This window comes from Aerococcus sp. HMSC10H05, from assembly GCF_001806975.1.
In the GTDB taxonomy this organism is placed as follows: Bacteria; Bacillota; Bacilli; order Lactobacillales; family Aerococcaceae; genus Aerococcus; species Aerococcus viridans_B.
In genome coordinates this window covers 28212-49300 of record NZ_KV786977.1, presented here as the reverse complement: position 1 = coordinate 49300, position 21089 = coordinate 28212, and the positions used below count along the sequence as shown (strand labels likewise).

Sequence of the window (21089 nt, the reverse complement as noted above, 5' to 3'; positions counted from 1 at the left end):
GAAGGGAGCAGTATTTATGGCAATATTCCTATTACAAGATCAAGTAAATGTTAGAATGAATGCTATGCCAGCTGAAAAAGCTATTCCAAATATTCCGGCTAACCCTGAAGAACGTCAACAAGTAGAAGTGAAGCAAGCAATGACGGCACTTCCAACAAGTATACCGGCAAGTAAAAGTCAATCAAAAGTAAGATTTTCAATGTTACAAAAAGTGATGATGACAGTAGCCTTTCTAGTGATGATTTCAGGACTATTAGGGGTTACCATTATGCGTGCAAATGTAAATGCAGCATCACAACAGTTACAAGAAGTGCAACAAAACGCAGAAGAATTAAGCGTACAAAAAGAGAATTTGACTCAAGAAGTTCATGAGCTATCGAACTATTCACGTGTGGTTAAGATTGCTGAAGATCAAGGGTTAGATATGAATGAAGAAAATATAAGGAATGTGGAATAATGGAAGATAGTAAAAAACTTAAAAAGAATCGCAAAAAAACAATTAGAGCGATGATGGGCTTAACAGTTTTTTTACTACTCATATTTGGCATTCGTTTAACACAAATAATGGTTTTTGGGTCTGTAAACGGTCAAGATTTATCCACACAGGCTCAAAACCTCTATGATAGAAGTAGCATATTGTCAGCGCAGCGTGGAACCATCTATGATGTAGGTGGGCTTCCTTTGGCAATGGATGCTACTTCTTATTCATTATACGCTGTTTTAACGGATGCATGGTCTGAACAAGAAGATCCGCAATATGTGGTAGATAAAGAAAAAACAGCTCAAGTATTGTCGCAGTATATTGATCTTTCACAAGATGAAATCTTGGAAAGGTTAAATACTAAAGATGCTTCACAAGTAGAGTTTGGTACAGCAGGACAAGATTTAACTTATGCTGAGATGAAAGCGATTGATGATCAAGGATTACCAGGGATTATGTTTAATGAAACACCAACTAGAATGTATCCTAATGGTGTATTTGCTTCACACCTTATTGGTTATGCGGAATATATGGAAGCAAAATCAGCTATCGATAGTCGATTAACTGGACAAATGGGCTTGGAACTATCAATGGATAATACTTTAAAAGGGCGCAATGGTCGTAAATCCTATCAATCAAGTTCTACAAATGCGGAGTTAAGTGGCACGGGGCAGGTTGAAGAAGAACCTACCGATGGCTCAGATGTTTACCTGACGCTAGATTCTAGATTGCAGACTTATTTAGAAACCTTGATGTCAGAAGTCTATGAAAAATATAGCCCTACTTCAATGACCGCTATGTTAGTAGAACCAGAAACTGGTGAAATTGTTGCTGCATCACAGAGACCAACCTTTAACTTAGAAACTAAGGAAGGTATTGATGATATGTGGCAAAATTTATTAGTTGAAAAAGCTTATGAACCAGGCTCTACAATTAAAGTACTTACAGTTGCAGCTGCGATTGAAGAGGGCGTTTTTGATCCGAATGCATTTTATGATTCAAGTCCAGTGACCATGGGTGATTCTACAATAGCTGACTATAATGGTATTGGTTGGGGTGTCATTTCTGAATTAGAAGGATTGTCACAGTCATCTAATACGCTAATGATCCATTTAGTAGAAGAAATGGGGTTTGATGTTTGGGAATCTTATATCCGCGAGTTCGGTTTACTTCAAGAAACGGGATCAGGTTTCGCCAATGAAGCAAGTGGCTCAATGAACTATGAATATGAAGCTGATAAGGTGACAACTGGTTTTGGTCAAGGGATCTATGTAACACCTTACCAAATGATGCAAGCTTTCACTTCAATTGCGAATGACGGTAAGATGATGAAATTGCAACTTGTGAACCGTTATGAAAAAGACGGTAAAATGCAAGTTGTTGAACCAGAAGAAGTATCATCTCCAATTTCAAAAGAAACAGCCAACAAGACATTGGAGTACTTGCAATCTGTTGTATACGCAGATACAGGTACCGGAGCGGCTTATGATTTGGATGGTTATACAGTATCTGCTAAGACTGGTACCGCAGAAGTTTTCAATCTAGAAACCAACACATATGAAGCAGGCTTAACGAAATACCTATATTCTGTAGTGGGATTTGTACCTAGTGAAGATCCACAATATATTCTATATATTACAGTAGAACAGCCGAAAAAACTGGAAACTACAGCTAGCGATATGATGACAAAAATTTACACACCGCTATTAACACGAGCACTTGAATATAATGCTTTAAGTGATAGCGAGTCGGTGGTTTCTGAAACGGTTCCAGATGTAGAAGGCTTAACGGTAAGTGATGCTCAACAAACACTAGCAGATGCTAGTTTTGTGAATGTTGAAGTGATTGGTAATGGTGAAAATATTATCAGTCAAACACCAGCAGTGAATGAAGAAGTATCTGTAACACAACCAATTTTCTTGATGTCGGATGATTCAAATCCAACTATGCCAGACTTTACTGGACTGAATGCTTCAGCTAGTCAAGCATTGGGCTCTCTCCTTGGTGTAGAAGTCCAACTTGAAGGTGAAGGGCTTGTTGTCGGCCAGTCAATAGCAGTTGGAGAACAGGTCAATAACAACAAGACGATTGTGTTACAATTAGCTGAGTCATAAATAATAAAAAAGAAAATGAACATTTACTACAGTTGTTTAGGAAAGAGAAAGGAAAAATAATGGTATTACTTTTTATTACTACTTTAGTTTTAACGTTAGTAGGCATGCCGTTTTTCATACAATTTATGCGCGAAAAACAATTTGGACAAATCACAAGAGATGAAGGACCAGCTTGGCATAAGGCTAAATCTGGGACACCAGCTATGGGGGGAGTAGTTTTCTTATCTGCAGCCTTAGTTGGATTATTCATCTGGTCTATAATCACCGGCCAATGGCGAGGTGAAGTATGGCTGTTAGTGGGTACGATGTTTTTCTTTGGTGGCATTGGATTTGCTGATGACTTCTTAAAGATCTTTAAAAAACAAAATGAAGGTCTAACTTCACTACAAAAATTAATTTTACAAATCGTCGGTTCAGCCCTCATTGTATTATTAATGCGTATGATTACTTTCCATGTATCTATTCCATTTCCGTTTACAACAGGAATCACTAACGTATTATTCGTTTTTGTTTTCCTATTATTATGGATTACCGGATTCTCAAATGCTTTTAATTTAACAGATGGTTTAGATGGTCTTTCGTCTGGACTTGGTGTGATTTCTTTCTCAACTTATGCTGCTATTGCTTTTGGAATGGGCGAACGAGGAATAGGGGCATTTTGTATCGCAATTGTTGCTGGCTTACTAGGTTTTCTATTTTTCAACCGTAAACCAGCACGTATTTTCATGGGAGATGCAGGATCCTTAGCCTTGGGTGCATTACTTGCTGTTATTTCAGTGATGTTGGGTAATCCTTGGTCACTATTATTAATTGGATTTGTATACGTAGTGGAAACTGCTTCAGTCATTATTCAAGTCACTTCATTTAAATTAACCGGTAAACGAGTATTTAAAATGTCACCAATCCACCATCACTTTGAAATGATTGGTTGGAGTGAATGGAAGGTAGACATCATCTTCTGGGCTGTAGGCTTAGTAACAGCCATCGTAGGCCTATTATTCTTTTAATTTAAATTTTAACTAAAGGGGAAATCATTATGGAAGCATCACAATGGCGTAAATCAGTTCGCAATAAAAAAATATTAGTACTTGGGCTAGCGAAGACAGGTATTTCAGTGGCAAAACACTTACAAGCATTAGGTGCAATTATTACAGTCAATGATGCAAAACCGCTTGAGGAAAATAAGGATGCGCAAGCACTAATTGAGGAAAATAATGCACGTGTCGTTGCGGGCGGTCATCCTGTGTCACTACTTGATGAGGACTTTGCTTTTATGGTTAAAAACCCTGGTATTCCTTATACTAATCCAATGGTTGTTCGAGCCCAAGAGCTTGGTTTGCCCGTATACACTGATATTGAAATTGCTGATAAATTAACAGATGCGACTATTATTGGGATAACTGGATCTAACGGTAAAACAACAACGACTAGTTTAGTTGGTGAAATGTTATCCCAAGCTGACAGTCTATCTGGTGATAGCTTTATTGGTGGAAATATAGGTATTCCATCTTTAGATATCGCAAGTCAAGCGAAAGCTAGGGACCGACTTATTTTAGAATTATCTTCATTCCAATTGATGGGGACTAAAGAATTTAAGCCACATATTGCAGCGATTACGAATATTTATGCTGCTCATCTAGATTATCATGGTTCAATGGAAGACTATATTTCAGCAAAATGGCAAATTACAGCTAACCAAACAGCAGATGACTATCTTATCTTAAATGCAGATCAGCAGGCTGTTTTTGGGGAACGGTCGACAAAAGCGACTATCGTACCCTTTTCAGCCACTGTTGCTCAAAAAGATGGTGCTTGGTTTGACCAAGAAAGTCAAAATTTTATGTGGCATGAAGAAGAAGTCTTTAATAGAAAAGACTTCTTCCTACCTGGTCATCATAACTTGGAAAATATGTTAGTAGCTGTCGCCATTGGTAAACTATTAGGTATCTCAAATGAAGAAATAAAAAATGGTGTATCTACATTTCATGGTGTAAAACATCGTCTACAATTTGTTGCCGAGATTGATGGGCGACGTTTTTATAATGATTCTAAAGCAACGAATAACGATGCAAGTATCACAGCTTTGGATTCATTTAATCAAGCCCAAGATCAAGTGATTTGGCTAGCTGGAGGTTTAGATCGAGGGAATGAAGTCACTGAATTGGCCAAACATATGCGTCAGGTGAAAGGGATGGTCGTTTTTGGTCAAGCAGCAGACAAATTTAAAGCCCTTGGTCAATCACAAGGCTTATCTACTATTGAAAAAGTAACATGGATTGAAGATGCTGTTCAAGCTGCATATAATATGTCAGAACCAGGCGATACCATTCTACTATCACCAGCTTCTGCTTCATGGGACCAGTATCCAAACTTTGAAGTACGCGGTGAACGTTATATTAAAGCTATTGATCAGCTAAAGAAATAAAATGAATCGCTAGAAAAAGGAGATTATCATGCGTATTTTACTTTCTGGTGGGGGGACTGGTGGTCACATCTATCCAGCCCTTGCTTTAAGAAAACAAATTTTAACTCGATATCCAGATGCAGAATTTCTATATGTCGGAACTGAAAATGGGTTAGAGTCGAAAATCGTTCCTAATGAGGGTGTCGATTTTAAAACAGTCCAAATTCAAGGGATTAAACGTTCTTTTTCCCTAGATAATGCTAGAACGGTATATTACATGTTTGATAGTATCCGTAAGGCAAAGCAAATCGTTCGTGAATTTAAACCCGATGTAGTCATTGGAACTGGTGGCTATGTTTGTGCGCCGGTCTTATATGCAGCTGCTCGATTAAATATACCTAGTATAATTCATGAACAAAATTCTGTGGCAGGTATGACCAATAAATTTTTGGCACCATTTATGTCAAAGATAGCTATTTGCTTTGAAGATGTGAGAAATGATTTTAAGCGCTATGCTAACAAAGTTGTTTTCACTGGTAACCCGCGTGCACAAGAAGTAGCTTCTATCACTGATAAGGCTGACTTGACTGTTTATGGCTTAGAAAACAATAAGCCGACTGTCTTGATTTTTGGTGGTAGTCGTGGTGCATTACGGATCAATGAAACTGTAAAAGAAGCGATTCCAGCTTTTACTGAAAAAGACTATCAAGTTTTAATCGCATCTGGAGACACTTATTATCAAGAGTTCCAAGAAACCTTTGCTGACTTTAATGACTGGGATAATGTACAAATTGTCTCATATATCAACAATATGCCAGCTTTATTCAATACAATCGATTTGGTTGTATGTCGTTCTGGTGCAACTACCATGACAGAATTAACTTCATTAGGAACGCCATCTATTTTAATCCCGAGTCCAAATGTTACCGCTAATCACCAAGAAATGAATGCACGCTCATTAGTCAAACATGATGGCGCGCGCATGATATTGGAAAATGATTTAAATGTTGGTGACTTGTTGTCAGAAATTGATGATTTAATGTCGAATAAGAGTGAACGTGACCGTATCGCCAATAATGCTTTAAACCAAGGGGTGCCAGATGCGGGTGACCGTTTAATTAAAATCATTGAAGACTTGTTAAAATAGGTTGTCCTTTTTCCAATGAATAAAATAGAAAGGGGGCATGATGATGGATTGGGAAGAAGAAGAACGTATTCGTCAAGAACGGCGAGAGAAAAGACGACGTCTGCATGAAAAAATTGCTGAGACAAGTAAAGTAAATTTTGATAAGGGTCAACAGACTAGGAATGATGGTAAAAAGACACCTATAGAAGGTAGTGAAGCTCAAGCGAGTGTACAAAATAGTCCTAATGATGGCCAATCAAATGCTTTAAACAAACAGTCTAAACAAAAAAAACAAGCATCCAAGAAGAAAGCTAAATGGCAACTACCTAAGTTGAAGGTAAAAAGAAAGTCAAATACCAAGAGTGAGCCTGAAAGCAATCACCGAATAGCAATTAGTGACCAAGCTGAAACGACTAACGATAAAATGCCTCCGACTAAGAAGGTACATAAGAAGAATGCAAGCAACTGGAAGAAGATGACATGCTTATTGCTACCATTCATCATTGCCTTATTGGTTGCTGGTTATTATGCATCACCATTTAATCATGTAGCTTCAATCAGTGTTGAGGGTGTAGAGCAAGCAGATGATGTGAATCTGTACCCTCTTAAAGAGGGTATGTCTGTGACAGCATTGAAAAATACAAAAGGTGAAGTGGAGCAGGCTATTGTTAACCAAAATCCCTCAGTCAAGTCTGCAACCGTAAACGTATCTGAGTGGAATAAAGTGGCTGTTAATGTGTCAGCTTATCGTCAACTCGGTTATATACAAGTTGCTGACTTTTTCTATCCTTTACTAGAAAATGATGAAATTATTGATTCGCCCTTACCATCACTTGAAAAAGACCTACCACTTTTTGAAGATTATGATATTTCTGATGATCAAGAAAGAACCAAGCTAACTGAAACAATCAAAGCATTCTCAAATTTATCGGACGATATTATCCAAAAAATTTCACTAGTGTCTTATAAAGGCGATGATAGTAACAATGATCGAATTGCCTTACAAATGGTTGATGGTAATGTTGTCAAAGGCTTTATTAGCTCAATAGGGGACCGAATGAGTTATTATAATGGTATTGCTAGTCAATTAGACGGTCAAACAGGATTAATTGATATGGAAGTAGCGATCTACTTTACTGAACTAAATGATGGCAATAATCCTTATGCTTCAGCGGAAGATAAGAAAGCATATGAAGAATCGGTTGCAGCTGAATCAAAAGCTTCAAGTGAAAGTGAAGCGAGTGCGTTGGATGTATCTAGCAATAATGGATCTAGTAGTGAAGCAGATTCATCAACAGAATCGACGACAGAACAGTCAGCTAGTGAAACGAGTCAGGTTGAAAATGCTGGTACACAAGCAGATAGTCCGACTGTAGAAACGGAAGCAACGACTGGAAATAATAGTGCCACAACTTCAAGTGAGTAAAGTGGTAAAACCATGTGAAAGCAATTAAAAGTGTTTGCCTGTGGGAAAACGTCATCACTATTGATAGACCTTGACTATGCCTATAATTTCTATTAGAAAGTCGCGGTAATTCGATTGGTAATTAGTACCGTCTATGTTAAAATAATAACGATACGATTAAATATTAAATTTTCTAGGAGGTTTCAATAAACATGGTTCAGCCAGAAATTTTTGCAAGTTTAGATATTGGAACCACTTCAATAAAAGTAGTAGTTGCAGAATATGTAAACCAACAAATTAATGTTATTGGAGTAGGTCATGAGCGGTCACAAGGGCTCAGTAGAGGTGTGATTGTGGATATTGATAAGACTGTTGAGTCTATCAAGCGTGCAATCAAAAAAGCCGAACAAAAAGCAAATTATACGATTAATGATGTTATTGTAGCTGTTCCAAGTAACCAAGTGAACATCGAGCCTTGTTACGGTATGATTGCTGTGTCAAATGATAACAGAGAAATTACAGATAAAGATGTAAAAAATGTATTGGCAGCAGCGAAAGTTCGGTCAGTACCAGCTGAAAGAGAAATTATTTCCGTAATGCCAGAAGAATTCATAGTTGATGGCTTTGACAACATTAAGGATCCACGTGGTATGATTGGTGTTAGACTAGAATTATATGCTAGTCTGGTTACTGGACCTAAAACACTAGTCCACAATATTCGCCGTTGTGTAGCAATGGCAGGTTTGAATATACGGGACTTAGTTGTGCAATCTTATGCAAATGCATATGCCGCAATGAGCAAGAGTGAACGAGAATTCGGGACAATATTAGTTGATATGGGTGGTGGACAAACAAGTGTGTCTGTATTCCATGATGATCAATTAAAATTTGCAACAGTCGATCACGAAGGTGGGGAACTTGTTACAAAAGATATCTCGACAATATTGAATACCTCAATTGAAAACGCTGAACAAATTAAATTAGAGTATGGTTATGCCTTATCTAAAGATACAAGTGATTCGGAATTCTTCCCAGTTGAAACAATTGGTAAAGTGAATCCAGAACGGGTTGATGAGCATTATTTAGCTGAAATTATTGAAGCTCGGGAACGTCAAATATTCGAAACATTGAAAAAACCTCTAGACAAAATTGAAGCATTTGCTTTACCAGGTGGCATTATTGTTACCGGTGGCGCAGCGTCATTACCTGGCGTACTTGACTTGGCTGAAGAAGTATTCGGACACGAGGTGCGTTACTACATCCCAGAATATGTTGGATTACGTAACCCAATTTTTACCACAGCTATTGGATTAATTCAATATGTTGCACAATTAGATGATATTCATCACCTAGCGCAAGATTATGGCCAACCAATAAAAGCTGCATCTACAAGTCGGGCTAGTCAATCAACACCTGCTCGTAATGAGCAAATTGCTAGCACAAAGCAAACAGAATCAGTTGACAATTACAGACAAGTAAAAGATGATAGTGCTAACGATGAACCTAGTGTATCACCTTCTAATAATGGACAAAATTATTATGAAGAAAGACCAGCTAGCCAATATGATGAATTAAATGACGAAACTGAAACGGGCGAAGAAGAAAGCCCAGTTGATAAAATTAAGAATTTCTTCAAAGACTTTTTTGTTTAATTTATTTACCAGGAGGATATAAAATGGATATGGAATTCGAATACGAAAACATGGATATGAACAACGCATCAATTAAAGTAGTTGGTGTTGGTGGTGGTGGTAATAACGCTGTTAACCGGATGATTGAAGAAAACGTACGTGGCGTTGAATTTATCGTTGCTAATACTGATACACAAGCATTGAAAAGCTCAAAAGCAGATATTAAAATCCAACTTGGGCCAAAATCTACGCGTGGGTTAGGTGCCGGTGCGCAACCAGAAGTAGGTGCTAAAGCTGCTGAAGAATCAGAAGATCAAATTCGTGAAGCTTTACAAGGTGCAGACTTAATCTTCATCACTGCTGGAATGGGTGGTGGTACTGGTACAGGTGCTGCACCAATCGTTGCACGTATCGCTAAAGAAGAAATCGGCGCATTAACAGTAGGTGTTGTCACTCGTCCATTCACTTTTGAAGGACCAAAACGTGGTCGTTCTGCCGCCCAAGGTATCGCTGAAATGAAACAACATGTAGATACTTTAGTGACAATCTCTAACAACCGTTTATTAGAAATCGTTGACAAGAAGACACCAATGCGTGAAGCATTTGGTGAAGCTGATAATGTATTACGTCAAGGTGTTCAAGGTATCTCTGATTTAATTACTGCACCTGGTTACGTAAACTTAGACTTTGCGGATGTTCGTACAGTAATGGCTGATCAAGGTACTGCCTTAATGGGTATCGGTGCATCTACAGGTGAAAACCGTACTGCAGAAGCAACTAAGAAAGCTATCTCATCTCCATTATTAGAAGTATCTATTGATGGTGCTGAGCAAATCCTATTGAATATTAAAGGTGGCGACGATTTAACATTATTCGAAGCACAAGATGCAGCGGATATCGTAGCAGCGGCCTCTTCGTCAGAAGTAAATATCATCTTCGGTACAACAATTGCTGAAAACTTAGAAGACGAAGTTATCGTTACAGTTATTGCTACTGGTATTGATACAGAAAAACGTCGCGATGAAAAACGTGCTAAACGTTCAGGTGGACACTCAGCTTTCCAACAAAGTTCAGGTCGTGATTTCGCAAACCAACCAGATAACTTTAAAGAAAAACAAGTAACTGAACGCCGTCAAGAAGAAAACCGTGACATCTTTAATGATTTTGATAGCAATCGTTATGAAGATTCAACAAGATCTCGCAGAGCTTTTGAAGATACACCGTCTGCACCAGTAGACAATGATTACTTATCAAACAACTTAGATGATGATGAGTTAGATACACCACCTTTCTTCAGAAAGCGTCGTCGTTAATATGAAAATTCGCAATAATTTGCAATCTATTGAAGGCACTATTGCAAAAGTACAACAATCATCAGCGTTATCATCAAATGATGTGACGCTGATTTGTGTTTCTAAATATCATTCAATAGATGAAGCTATGAGTGTTTATGACGCAGGCGTAAGACATTTTGCAGAAAACCGCCCAGAAGGCTTTCAAGAGAAATCTACCGCCATGCCAGATGATATTACTTGGCATTTGATTGGTACTTTACAAACACGCAAGGTAAAAAATGTGATTAACCACATTGATTATTTTCATGCGCTTGACCGATTAAAGTTAGCTAAGGAAATTGATAAGCGTGCAGACAAAGTTGTGAAATGTTTCCTACAAGTGAATGTTTCTGGAGAAGCATCGAAACATGGTATCCAACCGGAAGAAATATATCATTTTATTGAAGCCATTATTGACTTTCCCAAAGTAGAAATTGTAGGGTTGATGACAATGGCGCCTATTGATGCGAGTGATGATAAAATTCATCAATATTTCGCTCAACTACGTCAATTACGTGATGAAGTACAAGCAATGGGTAAAACATATGCACCTTGCAAACATTTAAGTATGGGAATGTCAGGTGATTATCCAATTGCAGTGGCAGAAGGCGCTGATTTTGTGAGAGTAGGATCAGCCATTTTTAACACAGACACCGAATAAACGGAGGAAATCACTATGGGTTTTAAAGACTTTTTTGCCAATTTCTTTGACAATGAAGACGATTATGAAGCTGACTATTACGAACAGGAACCAGTAGAAAGCAGTGATTATGCGCCATCTGAAGATAACACTTCTGAAACAATTGCTAAACCGGTCCAATCGAGTCAGACAAACTTTATATTTGAACAAGCAACTAAGGAGCAAAATAAAACGATGACAAATGATGCAACTCGAAATAATGTAGTCAATTTAAATGAGTCACGTAAAAATATAGCTACTGTGGAGATTTTTAAACCACGTATTTTTGCTGAAGCAGAGCGTATTAGTCAATCACTTTTAAGCAGTAAATCAGTCGTATTAAATTTGGCACAAATGTCAGATGAAGATGCTCGTAGATTTGTCGACTACATGACTGGTGTTGTGTATGCTATAAATGGGGATTTACAACGCGTCGCAACAGATGTGTTTATTGCTGTTCCTGAAACCGTACAAATTGAAGGTTTATATGAAGAATATAGCAATACACATGGCAAAGCATCACGTGAACGCGGTAATATCTGGAATCGAGAGGGTGAAAGCCGTGAATAGTTTAGTGAATATACTTCAAGATTTAATATACCTTTATACACTTGTATTAGTGATCTATGCATTATTAACCTGGTTCCCTGGAGCCAGAGAATCCAAATTTGGTCAACTTATTGATCGACTAGCATACCCATATCTATCATTCTTTGATAATATGCTACCAAGTGTGGGAGGTATATCATTTTCCGTACTTGTAGGCGTGATTGTCCTACAATTAGCCTCTAATGGATTAAATATTTTACGATTTTAATAACAACATGGGTATTATAAAACGGGTGGGTCTAGGTATCTACCCGATTTTTTTGTATAATAAGAGTAATCAATTGATGGAAAGGGATGGGAAAATAGTTGGCAAATATTGAAGTTTTACAGCACTTCCAACCTGATGAACATGCTTTTGTTGAAAAAGTAACCGACTGGAAGAACCTAGTGCTTGACCAGTACGCGCCTATAGTAACACCCTTCTTAAATCCGAGGGAAGTTGCCATTGTTAAGCTGATTATTGGCCAAGACAATGAGATGCATTATGATTTTTTTGGCGGGTATCCTAATGCAGAAAATCAACGCTGTGTGCTAGCACCAAGTTATTACACCATTCAACCTGAAGATTTTGAAATTACACCATTTGACATCCACTATGCGAGTAAATTTAATACCTTAGAACACAGACAAATATTGGGCACTATTTTAGGCCAAGGTGTTGAACGTAATCGACTCGGAGACATCATTCAAGCTGGGGCAAAATGGCAATTTTTTGTTGATAAAGCAATTGCTGATTTTCTCAGTTTTCAAATGGATAAGATTGGCGGTACTAAAATTAAGTTAGTACAAATTCATCATAGTGATCAAATTATCCAACCTCAATCGGACTGGCAACCTATGGAAATCACACTTTCTTCATTAAGATTTGATACGATTATTTCAGATGGATTTAGAATCCCAAGAGCAAAGGCTAAGTTACTTATTGAAGGTGGTGCTGCCAAATTAAATTGGTCATTAGTTCAGGATGCAAAAAGACAATTAAGTCCAGGAGACATTGCTTCGGTTAGAGGTTATGGTAGATTAAAATATGTAGCTACACAGATGGAAACTAAAAAAGGTAAAATTAGAGTAGCAATTGAGGTCATTAAAAACAAATAGGAGGCTCATTTTATGCGCGCATCAGAAATTAAAAATATGAAATTTAAACAGAAAATTTCAGGTTATGGAAAAGCTGAGGTAGATGATTATCTGAATAAAGTACGTGTCTCAATGGAGAAGTTGGAAGAACAAAATAAATCCTTACAAGAGCAACTGAATGAAGCGAATAAGGAAGTGGATGCTGCTCATCGAAAAGAAGCGACAGTTAACCGTTCTATTTTTGTGGCCCAAGAAGCAGCAGACCGTCTACGTGAAGAAGCGCTGAATGAGGCAAGTTTAATCGTCGAAAGAGCAGAAGAGGAAGCGCGCTTATTATTATCTGAAGCTGCTGAGAAAGCTGCAGTTGTAAATACCGAAACAGATAATCTTCAAGAGGCAGCACGTACATACTTACACCAATCATTTGCCATGATTTTACAAGCCAAAGATATGTATGAGGATCCTCGATGGGAAAATTTATTCTTTGAAAAACCTGTAGGAGAAGTAGCCACACCACAATTAGATGAAATTGTGAAAGCATATGATTTACCAGTTCGTTCAAATAAGGGTGCAGCGATATTCGATGAAGCTGCTGTTAAAGCAGAAAAAGAACAACGAAGAGAGGAATTCTTTAACAACGATATTCCTGCTATTGCGCCTGTTTTAAACGGATTCAAAGATAGTACAGTTGCTAAAGAAGAATCCTCAGTAGCAGATTCAGCAATTGAAAATTCGGAAAAAAACAATTCAGAAAATGCTTATTCAGAAGTTAGCAGCTCTGATAATACTCATTTTGAAGATGAAGTCATTCAAACGACTAGTGTAGAAGATAGTGCGTCTTCTGAATTTGAGGAAAGCGATCAAACAGGTACAAGTCAATCTGTTGATGAATCAAGTACAGAAAAAGCGGATGTAAACCAAGCAAAGCAAAATGAGGATGACTTGGAAAGTTTATCTGATGCTACTGAAGAATAATTAGAGAATTTTACAAGCTAAAAGTTGTTTTTACAATATTTTTATAGTAATATTATGACGTATGGAAATAGAACACGTAGAGTGGAACAAAATAAATAACATAATGTATCGAAAGAGAATCTATGTTAGCTGCGAAATAGAGCGAGAAAAGTTATTTATTATCATCCAGGAGTAGTTTATTGAACAGGACATTTAATTAGTGCCTTAATAGTTAAACCGTTGACTGCGATAAAGTCATAGAGTGTATGCCGTTTATTTTGGTATACAAAATCTGGGTGGTACCACGGTAGCTTCGTCCCTTTTTAGGACGAGGCTTTTTTATTTCTAGGAAATTGATGAGGGGGCTTTAAGCGATGAAAATGAAAGATACATTAAATTTAGGAAAAACAAAATTTCCAATGCGCGGAAACCTACCAGTTAAAGAGGTAGAGCGTCAAGCGGAATGGCATGAAGAAGATGTTTATGCAAAACGACAAGAGAAAAATAAAGATAAAACACCTTGGATCTTACATGATGGACCACCATATGCAAATGGAAATATCCACACCGGACATGCCATGAACAAAATCTCAAAAGATATTATTATTCGTTCAAAATCAATGTCTGGATACCGTGCGCCATATGTACCAGGATGGGATACACACGGATTACCAATTGAACAGGCTTTAACCAATTCAGGTGTTGACCGTAAGTCAATGACAGTAGCTGAATTCCGTAAATTATGTGAAGAATATGCTTGGCAACAAATCAATGGGCAAAGAGATGATTTCAAACGCTTGGGTGTTGCTGGTGATTGGGAGCATCCATATCTTACTTTATCACCAGAATTTGAAGCGCAACAAATCCGTTTATTCGGAGATATGTATGAAAAAGGTTTAATTTATAAAGGTGCAAAACCAGTTTACTGGTCACCATCTTCAGAATCAACTTTAGCGGAAGCAGAGATTGAATATCATGATGTTGAATCACCATCAATCTATGTAGCTTTTAAAGCCCGTGATACAAAAGGTAAATTACCTGAAAATGTAGAATTTATTATCTGGACAACAACACCTTGGACAATTCCATCCAATATGGCTATTGCTGTAAATCCAAATTATGAATATTCAGTAGTCGCTGTTAAGGACCGTAAGTTTGTTGTAGCTACAGATTTAGTGAATAGTTTAGCAACAGAATTAGATTGGTCTGATTATACAGTTGAAGGAGAACCTTTAAAAGGGACTGATTTAGAGTATATGGTTGCTGAACATCCATATTATGACCGTGACTCTTTATTAATCTTAGGTGATCATGTTACTGCGGAATCTGGTACTGGGTTAGTGCACACCTCTCCTGGACACGGGGAAGATGACTATTTTGCATCATTAAATTATAAATTAGAAGTACTTTCACCAATTGATGACCAAGGTTACTTTACCGATGAAGCACCTGGATTTGAGGGGATATTCTATGAAAAAGGAAATGAACTTTCTATTGAAAAGATGAAAGAGAATAATCGTTTACTAAAATTAGATTATTTCACTCACTCATATCCACATGATTGGCGTACGAAAAAACCAGTAATTTATCGAGCTACACCACAATGGTTCTGTTCAGTCGAAAAAATTCGTGAACGTACTTTAGATACAATAGATAACGAAGTGAAATGGTGGCACCCATCTGGTCAAACACGCATTTACAATATGATTCGTGATCGTAAAGACTGGGTAATTTCACGTCAACGTGTTTGGGGTGTACCTCTACCAATTTTCTATGCAGAAAACGGGGAGCCAGTATGTACACCAGAAACAATTGCACATATAGCTGATTTGTTTGATGAATTTGGTTCAAATGTTTGGTTTGAACGTGAAGCTAAAGATTTATTACCGGAAGGTTTTACACATCCCGCTTCTCCAAATGGTAAATTCACTAAAGAAATGGATATCATGGATGTATGGTTTGACTCAGGGTCATCTCACCATGGTGTGTTACGTACGCGTAAAGACCTAACTTTCCCAGCTGATATGTACTTAGAGGGTTCTGATCAATACCGTGGTTGGTTCCATTCATCACTACTAACCTCAGTGGCTGTTAATGATGAAGCACCATATAAATCAGTGCTCTCTCAAGGATTTGTAAACGATGGTGATGGCCGCAAGATGAGTAAATCTCTCGGTAATACCGTCTCACCAAACGATGTCATTAAGCAACGCGGTGCTGATATCTTACGGCTATGGGTATCTTCAGTTGATACTTATTATGATGTACGTATTTCCGATGACATCTTAGGACAAGTCGCTGAAAACTATCGTCGTATCCGTAATACAGTACGTTTCTTACTAGGAAACTTGTACGACTTTGATGTGAAAAAAGATGCAGTTGCCTATGAAGACTTAGCGTCCATTGATCAATACATGATGAATCGTTTAAATGAAATGGTACGTAATGTCCGCCATGCGTATGATACATATGACTTTATGACAGTTAACCATGAAATTACAAACTTCCTAACACTGGATATGTCTAACTTCTACCTAGATTATGCTAAAGATGTAGTGTATATTGAATTACCAGATTCTAAAAAACGTCGTAATATGCAAACAGTAATGTATGAAGTGGCTAAGGCAGTAACAATCTTACTAACACCGGTTATTCCGCATACAGCTGAAGAAATTTGGGCTTATTTACAAGAAGAGGAAGCTTACGCACAATTAGCTGAATTCCCAGAGGTTGTCACTTATGACAATAGTGAAGCGTTAGAAAGTAAATGGTCAGCTTTCATGTCATTACGTTCTGATGTAAACAAATCTTTAGAGACTGCACGTGAAGAAAAAGTGATTGGTAAATCATTACAAGCGAAATTACATATCTTTGCTAATGATGAAACAAAAGCATTATTAGAAAGTGTTGGTGAAGAATTAGCTACATACTTGATGGTATCTCAGTTAGCCATTCATGATTTAGTGGAAGCTAGTGAAGATGCCACAGATTACGAAGGTTATAGCTTAATGATTGAACATGCGCACGGAGAAACTTGTGAACGTTGTCGTGGTGTTTATGAAGAAGTAGGTACAATTGAAGCTGCGCCACATTTATGTGCTCGTTGTGCTGATATTGTGATTAACCACTATCCTGAAGCTTTAGTTGAAGAGGAGAATTAAGATGGCCTATTACGGCATTGTAAAAAACTTTAATGCAAAAGAAGGCTTTGGTTTTATTGAGTTACCAGACTTTCCAGAAGAAGATGATATCTTCGTGCACTTTTCAGCATTGCGTCACCTAGATCAACCTTCATTAGCAGTTGGTCAAAAAGTACAGTTTGAAATTGCTCAAGGGAAACGTGGACCTCAAGCAGTCAATATTGAATTAGCTTAGTATGCATACGAATAAGATAGCGGTAGCGACGAATTAAATGTTGCGCCGCTATTTTTCTGATATATTTTTGATTGTTTAATACATAGAAAAAGGGCACTGAACGAAATTGTTCAATGCCCTTTATTATTGAGTCGTTATACTAGTTTAAACGTTTTAAAATAAAGTTTAATATTAAAATTAATACGATAGATCCAATTAGTGAAGGGACAACTGCATATCCACCAATTACAGGACCAAAGTCTTGTAAGAAAGTAGAAGCTACCCATGAACCTAACATACCACAGATAATATTACCAATAATGCCTCCGGGAACATCTTTACCTAGGATAGCACCTGCACCCCAACCAATAAGTCCACCGACGATTAAAGACCATAACCAGCCCATAATAATTCCTCCATTTCATTTTGTTTAGGACCTCTTGTCCATGCATATATTATAACATATGATAGAAGACGGATGAAGTGATAACCCCTTAACTAGATAACATTATGATTTTTTTGAACTGCTATTTAATAAATGTTGTTTTAACTCACTTTCCATTTGTACCATTTCTCGTTCTGCTTGTAGTCTTTTTGCGCGACCTTCTTCTTGAATTTGCATAGTTTCTGTAATCGTATCAATCAATTTTTGTTGAGAGTGTTTCAAGGTATCAATGTCTACTACACCACGTTCAGATTGTCTAGCTGTTTCAAGAGAAGACTGTTTTAATAATTCAGCATTTTCTGTTAATAATTGATTAGTTGTATCTGTAACGGCAATTTGGGCATCCAATGCATCTTTTTGACGATACAGTGATAGTTGGATAGCAATTTGGTTTTTCCATAAAGGAATTGCCGTATAAATTGAAGATTGAATTTTCTCAGCTAAGTTTTGATTAGCATTTTGAATGAGACGGATTTGCGGAGCTTGTTGAATAGTAATTTCACGTGTTAGCTCTAAGTCGTAAATTCTTTTTTCTAGACGATTTATAAATTGCTCTAAATCAGCAATCTTTTGGATAGTCATTTGATCATGGTCACTTGTGATTTGGTTTTTTAGTGAGGGGAGTTCCTCTTGGCGTAAGCGATCTGCTTTGATTTGTGCGGCAGCAATGTATACATTTAAAGCTTCAAAGAACTCAAGGTTTTGTTGATAGAGACTTTCAAGTTGTAAATTATCATTTAATAAGCCATTCTTTTGACGGTTTAATTGACTAGCAATCTCATCAATTTGGTAACCTACTTTTTGATACTTGGCGTTCATTTCATATAATGAAGCTTTCTGTTTCTTAAACCAACGTTGGATTCGACTTTGATTTTGATTCGCTAACTGGCTAGGATCAGTATCATTTAACCGGGATAGCAACGCTCTTAGTTGTTCACCTACAACATCTAAATCTTGGTTTTGAACTTGAGCTATGATCTGATGTGAAAAGTCTCCGATTTCCTTTTGTGCCATGGCACCGTATGAAACGATTGATTGACTATCACTGGCATCAATTTTTTCAGATAAGGCTTTTGCTTGGTCTTGGCGGTCTTTTGATAGTTGTTGGTAAATAGTTTGTTCGATACTCGTTTCATCGTTAGTATTGGTGATATTTTTTAAGGGAGGGTTAGCTAAATTCGCATCTCGGAAGGGATTAGCAATCAGATCATCCACTGATTTAGATAAATGGGCTGTTTGACTGTATGATTGTTTTTTGTCTTCTGTCATTATAATTCTCCTTTATTTGGAATCTTGAATAAAATGTTCGAATGATTCTTGTGCTTGTTCAGCTAGATTAGCGATTTCTTCACGTAAGTTCGTCAATGCTTGGATTTTCTTTGGCGAGCGATGCATTTCTTGGTTAATATTAGTGTATTGCTTAAGGACATTCTCCAAATTAGGTAAAATTTGGTAAAGGAAGTCACTTGCCTGGCTTAAACGATAAGGCGCTAGGGTAATCGCTTGAAAATAGCTTTTTAATAGGATACTCATGTCATAGCGCTTAAACACCATATTTAAATGTGTATTATAATTTTCAAAGTTTAATATCGTTTCAATATGTGCTAAGCTTTCTGCCATTTCGGACCGAAAAAATTGAATTTCTTGATCAGTTAAATTAGCAGAATCATAAATTTGTTTCCTTGATTTGGGTATGCGTCCTAGTCTATATCTTCCATGGTAATCTTTACTAGCTGCTATATTTGAACAAAAGCTATTTTTAACAATAAATACTAAAAATGATAAAGCAATTATCCAGAAAGCGATTTGATAGTACGGAGCATCAAGTATTAGTAATAGTGTAAGCAAAGGTAAATTCATGGGCCAGTATAATGGATATTGGCCTAATTTGGCGATGTATCGAAGTGGGCGGTACATGTCTAGTCACTCCTTTTATGGTTTATATTCATTATAGGGGATATGCCTAAATGCAACATCGGCCTCTAGTCTTATTTAAAAACGCAAAGCTATTTATATACAATAGTAGGTAAATAATCGTAATGTCCTAAAAAGTAAATAAATCCCTAAAATTCCTCCTTCTTACCCATACTTTAGATAAAAATGCTAAAATATAAAGGGATATACGGGAAATATCAAACTCCAGAAAGGTTGACTAGGATGACATTTGGTGAAAAAACGATTCGTAAAGAGACGCTTTATGAAGGAAAAATTTTAAACTTAGAGAAGCACCAAGTTCTTTTACAAAATGGTGAGCTTGCTGCTCGAGAACTTATTTTCCATGGTCCAGCAGTAGGTATCTTTGCCTTGCGGGATGAACAAATTGTCTTAGTACGACAATTTCGAAAAGGGATAGAAGCTGTTAGTTTAGAGGTGCCTGCTGGTTTGGTAGATCCAGGTGAAGATTTATTATTAGCAGCTAAGCGGGAGTTTGCTGAAGAAACGGGTATGGCTGGTGAAAAATGGCAGGCCCTGGATGGTTTTTATGTAACACCAGGTTATAACGATGAATTTATTCAGATGTATATGTGCGAAGAAGTTCATGACTTACCAGAGCCGCCAGCACAAGACGATGATGAAAATATCGAATTAATATACTTAGATTATACTGCAGCAAAAGCAGCCATTGCCAAAGGTGAAATTACAGATATGAAGACAATTTACGCCATTCAATATTGGCAAATTATGAAATTACAAGGATAGTAGGTGACATATATGACGCCAGATGATGAACAGCAGTTAACACGTGCCCAGTATCGGGCCTTAAAAAATAAAAAAGACAAGGCTGATAAGACGGGCGGTGAAGTGACTGATGGTATTCAAGAAAGTAAACAACCATTAAATGTTAATCGGAACAATACTACGCGTGATGTACGCCACCTTAAGTCAGCGGCTTTTAACCGTAATGCAAGCGCAAGTGATAGAAAGGTATTTAAACGAGAAGAAGATCTGGATGCACCTAGAAAATTTTCAGCGGATATGTTAAACCAAGCGCTTTATGAAAAGGAAAGGCAGCAAACACAGTCAGTTAAACCAGCTTCCGTTGGGCGTGAAACGGTTGATCAAAGTCAGTGGTCGACCCCAGATGATCATGTAATAACGACTGCCAAATCAATGCAAGACCATTCAGACAAACACCCGGTTAAAGAAACGGCTACAAAGAAAGAGCGGCTTTCATTTAAAGAAAGATTATTTGGACCATCCGAAGAAATAGATGAAAAAACAAATGAAGAGATCAGTACTAAGACAAAATATCAAGAGAATGCTTACGTGACTGAGAAACCAATGGACGATGGGGTTAAAGACGGCGATATTTTAGTGTCTGTTGACCAGGAAGCAAAGAAAGAAAGACATTTCTTTGGGGCGACAAAAATTGACCGCTTCCTAAATATCACTATCGTTTTGTTAACAATAGGGGTAATCGTTTTAACGATTATCGCATTTTATGTGTAGATATTACGAATAAAGGAGACTGAGTA

20 protein-coding genes are annotated in these 21089 nt (G+C 37.3%); 17 read left to right on the top strand and 3 right to left on the bottom strand.

Annotated features, from left to right (window positions below; genetic code table 11):
- The first annotated feature begins 16 nt into the window (after window positions 1-16).
- The 15 genes from ftsL (at window position 17) to HMPREF3116_RS04290 (ending at window position 17189) form a co-directional block, all read left to right on the top strand.
- A complete protein-coding gene (gene ftsL / locus HMPREF3116_RS04360) occupies window positions 17-457 on the top strand; it encodes a cell division protein FtsL (RefSeq protein ID WP_070467964.1) in 441 nt (146 codons plus the stop codon).
- Window positions 457-2595, top strand: coding sequence for a peptidoglycan D,D-transpeptidase FtsI family protein (locus HMPREF3116_RS04355; protein ID WP_070467963.1), 2139 nt, complete (start codon window positions 457-459; stop codon window positions 2593-2595). Before ftsL ends, HMPREF3116_RS04355 begins: the two co-directional genes overlap by 1 nt.
- A 59-nt stretch (window positions 2596-2654) precedes the next feature.
- Window positions 2655-3602 (top strand): phospho-N-acetylmuramoyl-pentapeptide-transferase, encoded by a 948-nt coding sequence (gene mraY, locus HMPREF3116_RS04350; RefSeq protein ID WP_070467962.1) that lies wholly within the window; start codon window positions 2655-2657, stop codon window positions 3600-3602.
- Between the two features lie 29 nt (window positions 3603-3631).
- Window positions 3632-5020 carry a UDP-N-acetylmuramoyl-L-alanine--D-glutamate ligase gene (murD, locus tag HMPREF3116_RS04345; protein WP_070467961.1) on the top strand — a complete coding sequence of 463 codons (1389 nt, stop codon included), beginning with the start codon at window positions 3632-3634 and terminating at the stop codon, window positions 5018-5020.
- 28 nt (window positions 5021-5048) lie between these two features.
- Window positions 5049-6146 (top strand): undecaprenyldiphospho-muramoylpentapeptide beta-N-acetylglucosaminyltransferase, encoded by a 1098-nt coding sequence (murG, locus tag HMPREF3116_RS04340; protein ID WP_070467960.1) that lies wholly within the window; start codon window positions 5049-5051, stop codon window positions 6144-6146.
- A 43-nt stretch (window positions 6147-6189) separates the two neighbouring features.
- Window positions 6190-7551: a cell division protein FtsQ/DivIB gene (locus HMPREF3116_RS04335; RefSeq protein ID WP_083272760.1), complete on the top strand. Its 1362-nt coding sequence runs from the start codon at window positions 6190-6192 to the stop codon at window positions 7549-7551.
- A 191-nt stretch (window positions 7552-7742) separates the two neighbouring features.
- Window positions 7743-9182 carry a cell division protein FtsA gene (gene ftsA, locus HMPREF3116_RS04330; RefSeq protein WP_070467958.1) on the top strand — a complete coding sequence of 480 codons (1440 nt, stop codon included), beginning with the start codon at window positions 7743-7745 and terminating at the stop codon, window positions 9180-9182.
- A gap of 23 nt (window positions 9183-9205) precedes the next feature.
- Entirely contained in the window at window positions 9206-10474 is a 1269-nt protein-coding gene (ftsZ, locus tag HMPREF3116_RS04325) for a cell division protein FtsZ (RefSeq protein WP_083272759.1), read from the top strand.
- A 1-nt stretch (window position 10475) separates the two neighbouring features.
- On the top strand, window positions 10476-11156 hold the full coding sequence (locus HMPREF3116_RS04320) for a YggS family pyridoxal phosphate-dependent enzyme (protein WP_070467957.1): 681 nt from the start codon (window positions 10476-10478) through the stop codon (window positions 11154-11156).
- Window positions 11157-11171: 15 nt separating this feature from the next.
- Entirely contained in the window at window positions 11172-11744 is a 573-nt protein-coding gene (locus HMPREF3116_RS04315) for a cell division protein SepF (RefSeq protein ID WP_070467956.1), read from the top strand.
- The gene (locus HMPREF3116_RS04310) at window positions 11737-11991 is read left to right on the top strand and encodes a YggT family protein (RefSeq protein WP_070467955.1); all 255 of its coding nucleotides are present in this window, start codon (window positions 11737-11739) and stop codon (window positions 11989-11991) included. The genes HMPREF3116_RS04315 and HMPREF3116_RS04310 overlap by 8 nt, the downstream gene beginning before the upstream one ends.
- A 98-nt stretch (window positions 11992-12089) precedes the next feature.
- Window positions 12090-12881 carry a YlmH family RNA-binding protein gene (locus HMPREF3116_RS04305; protein WP_070467954.1) on the top strand — a complete coding sequence of 264 codons (792 nt, stop codon included), beginning with the start codon at window positions 12090-12092 and terminating at the stop codon, window positions 12879-12881.
- A gap of 12 nt (window positions 12882-12893) precedes the next feature.
- Window positions 12894-13835 carry a DivIVA domain-containing protein gene (locus HMPREF3116_RS04300; protein ID WP_070467953.1) on the top strand — a complete coding sequence of 314 codons (942 nt, stop codon included), beginning with the start codon at window positions 12894-12896 and terminating at the stop codon, window positions 13833-13835.
- A gap of 353 nt (window positions 13836-14188) precedes the next feature.
- Window positions 14189-16975: an isoleucine--tRNA ligase gene (ileS, locus tag HMPREF3116_RS04295; RefSeq protein WP_070467952.1), complete on the top strand. Its 2787-nt coding sequence runs from the start codon at window positions 14189-14191 to the stop codon at window positions 16973-16975.
- A 1-nt stretch (window position 16976) separates the two neighbouring features.
- Window positions 16977-17189 carry a cold-shock protein gene (locus tag HMPREF3116_RS04290; RefSeq protein WP_070467951.1) on the top strand — a complete coding sequence of 71 codons (213 nt, stop codon included), beginning with the start codon at window positions 16977-16979 and terminating at the stop codon, window positions 17187-17189.
- Window positions 17190-17328: 139 nt separating this feature from the next.
- On the opposite strand, the gene HMPREF3116_RS04285 is transcribed toward HMPREF3116_RS04290, so the two are convergent.
- The 3 genes from HMPREF3116_RS04285 to HMPREF3116_RS04275 form a co-directional block, all read right to left on the bottom strand.
- Window positions 17329-17574 (bottom strand): GlsB/YeaQ/YmgE family stress response membrane protein, encoded by a 246-nt coding sequence (locus tag HMPREF3116_RS04285; RefSeq protein ID WP_070467950.1) that lies wholly within the window; start codon window positions 17572-17574, stop codon window positions 17329-17331.
- Between the two features lie 102 nt (window positions 17575-17676).
- Complete coding sequence (locus HMPREF3116_RS04280; protein WP_070467949.1) at window positions 17677-18882, bottom strand: toxic anion resistance protein; 1206 nt, start codon at window positions 18880-18882, stop codon at window positions 17677-17679.
- 12 nt (window positions 18883-18894) lie between these two features.
- Window positions 18895-19530 (bottom strand): 5-bromo-4-chloroindolyl phosphate hydrolysis family protein, encoded by a 636-nt coding sequence (locus HMPREF3116_RS04275; protein WP_070467948.1) that lies wholly within the window; start codon window positions 19528-19530, stop codon window positions 18895-18897.
- 240 nt (window positions 19531-19770) lie between these two features.
- Between HMPREF3116_RS04275 and HMPREF3116_RS04270 the strand changes: the two genes are divergently transcribed.
- Together HMPREF3116_RS04270 and HMPREF3116_RS04265 are read left to right on the top strand one after the other, a co-directional pair.
- Window positions 19771-20313 (top strand): NUDIX hydrolase, encoded by a 543-nt coding sequence (locus tag HMPREF3116_RS04270; RefSeq protein ID WP_070467947.1) that lies wholly within the window; start codon window positions 19771-19773, stop codon window positions 20311-20313.
- Window positions 20314-20325: 12 nt separating this feature from the next.
- Window positions 20326-21063, top strand: a complete 738-nt coding sequence (locus HMPREF3116_RS04265) for a hypothetical protein (RefSeq protein ID WP_070467946.1) — start codon at window positions 20326-20328, stop codon at window positions 21061-21063.
- The last annotated feature ends 26 nt before the right edge of the window (window positions 21064-21089 follow it).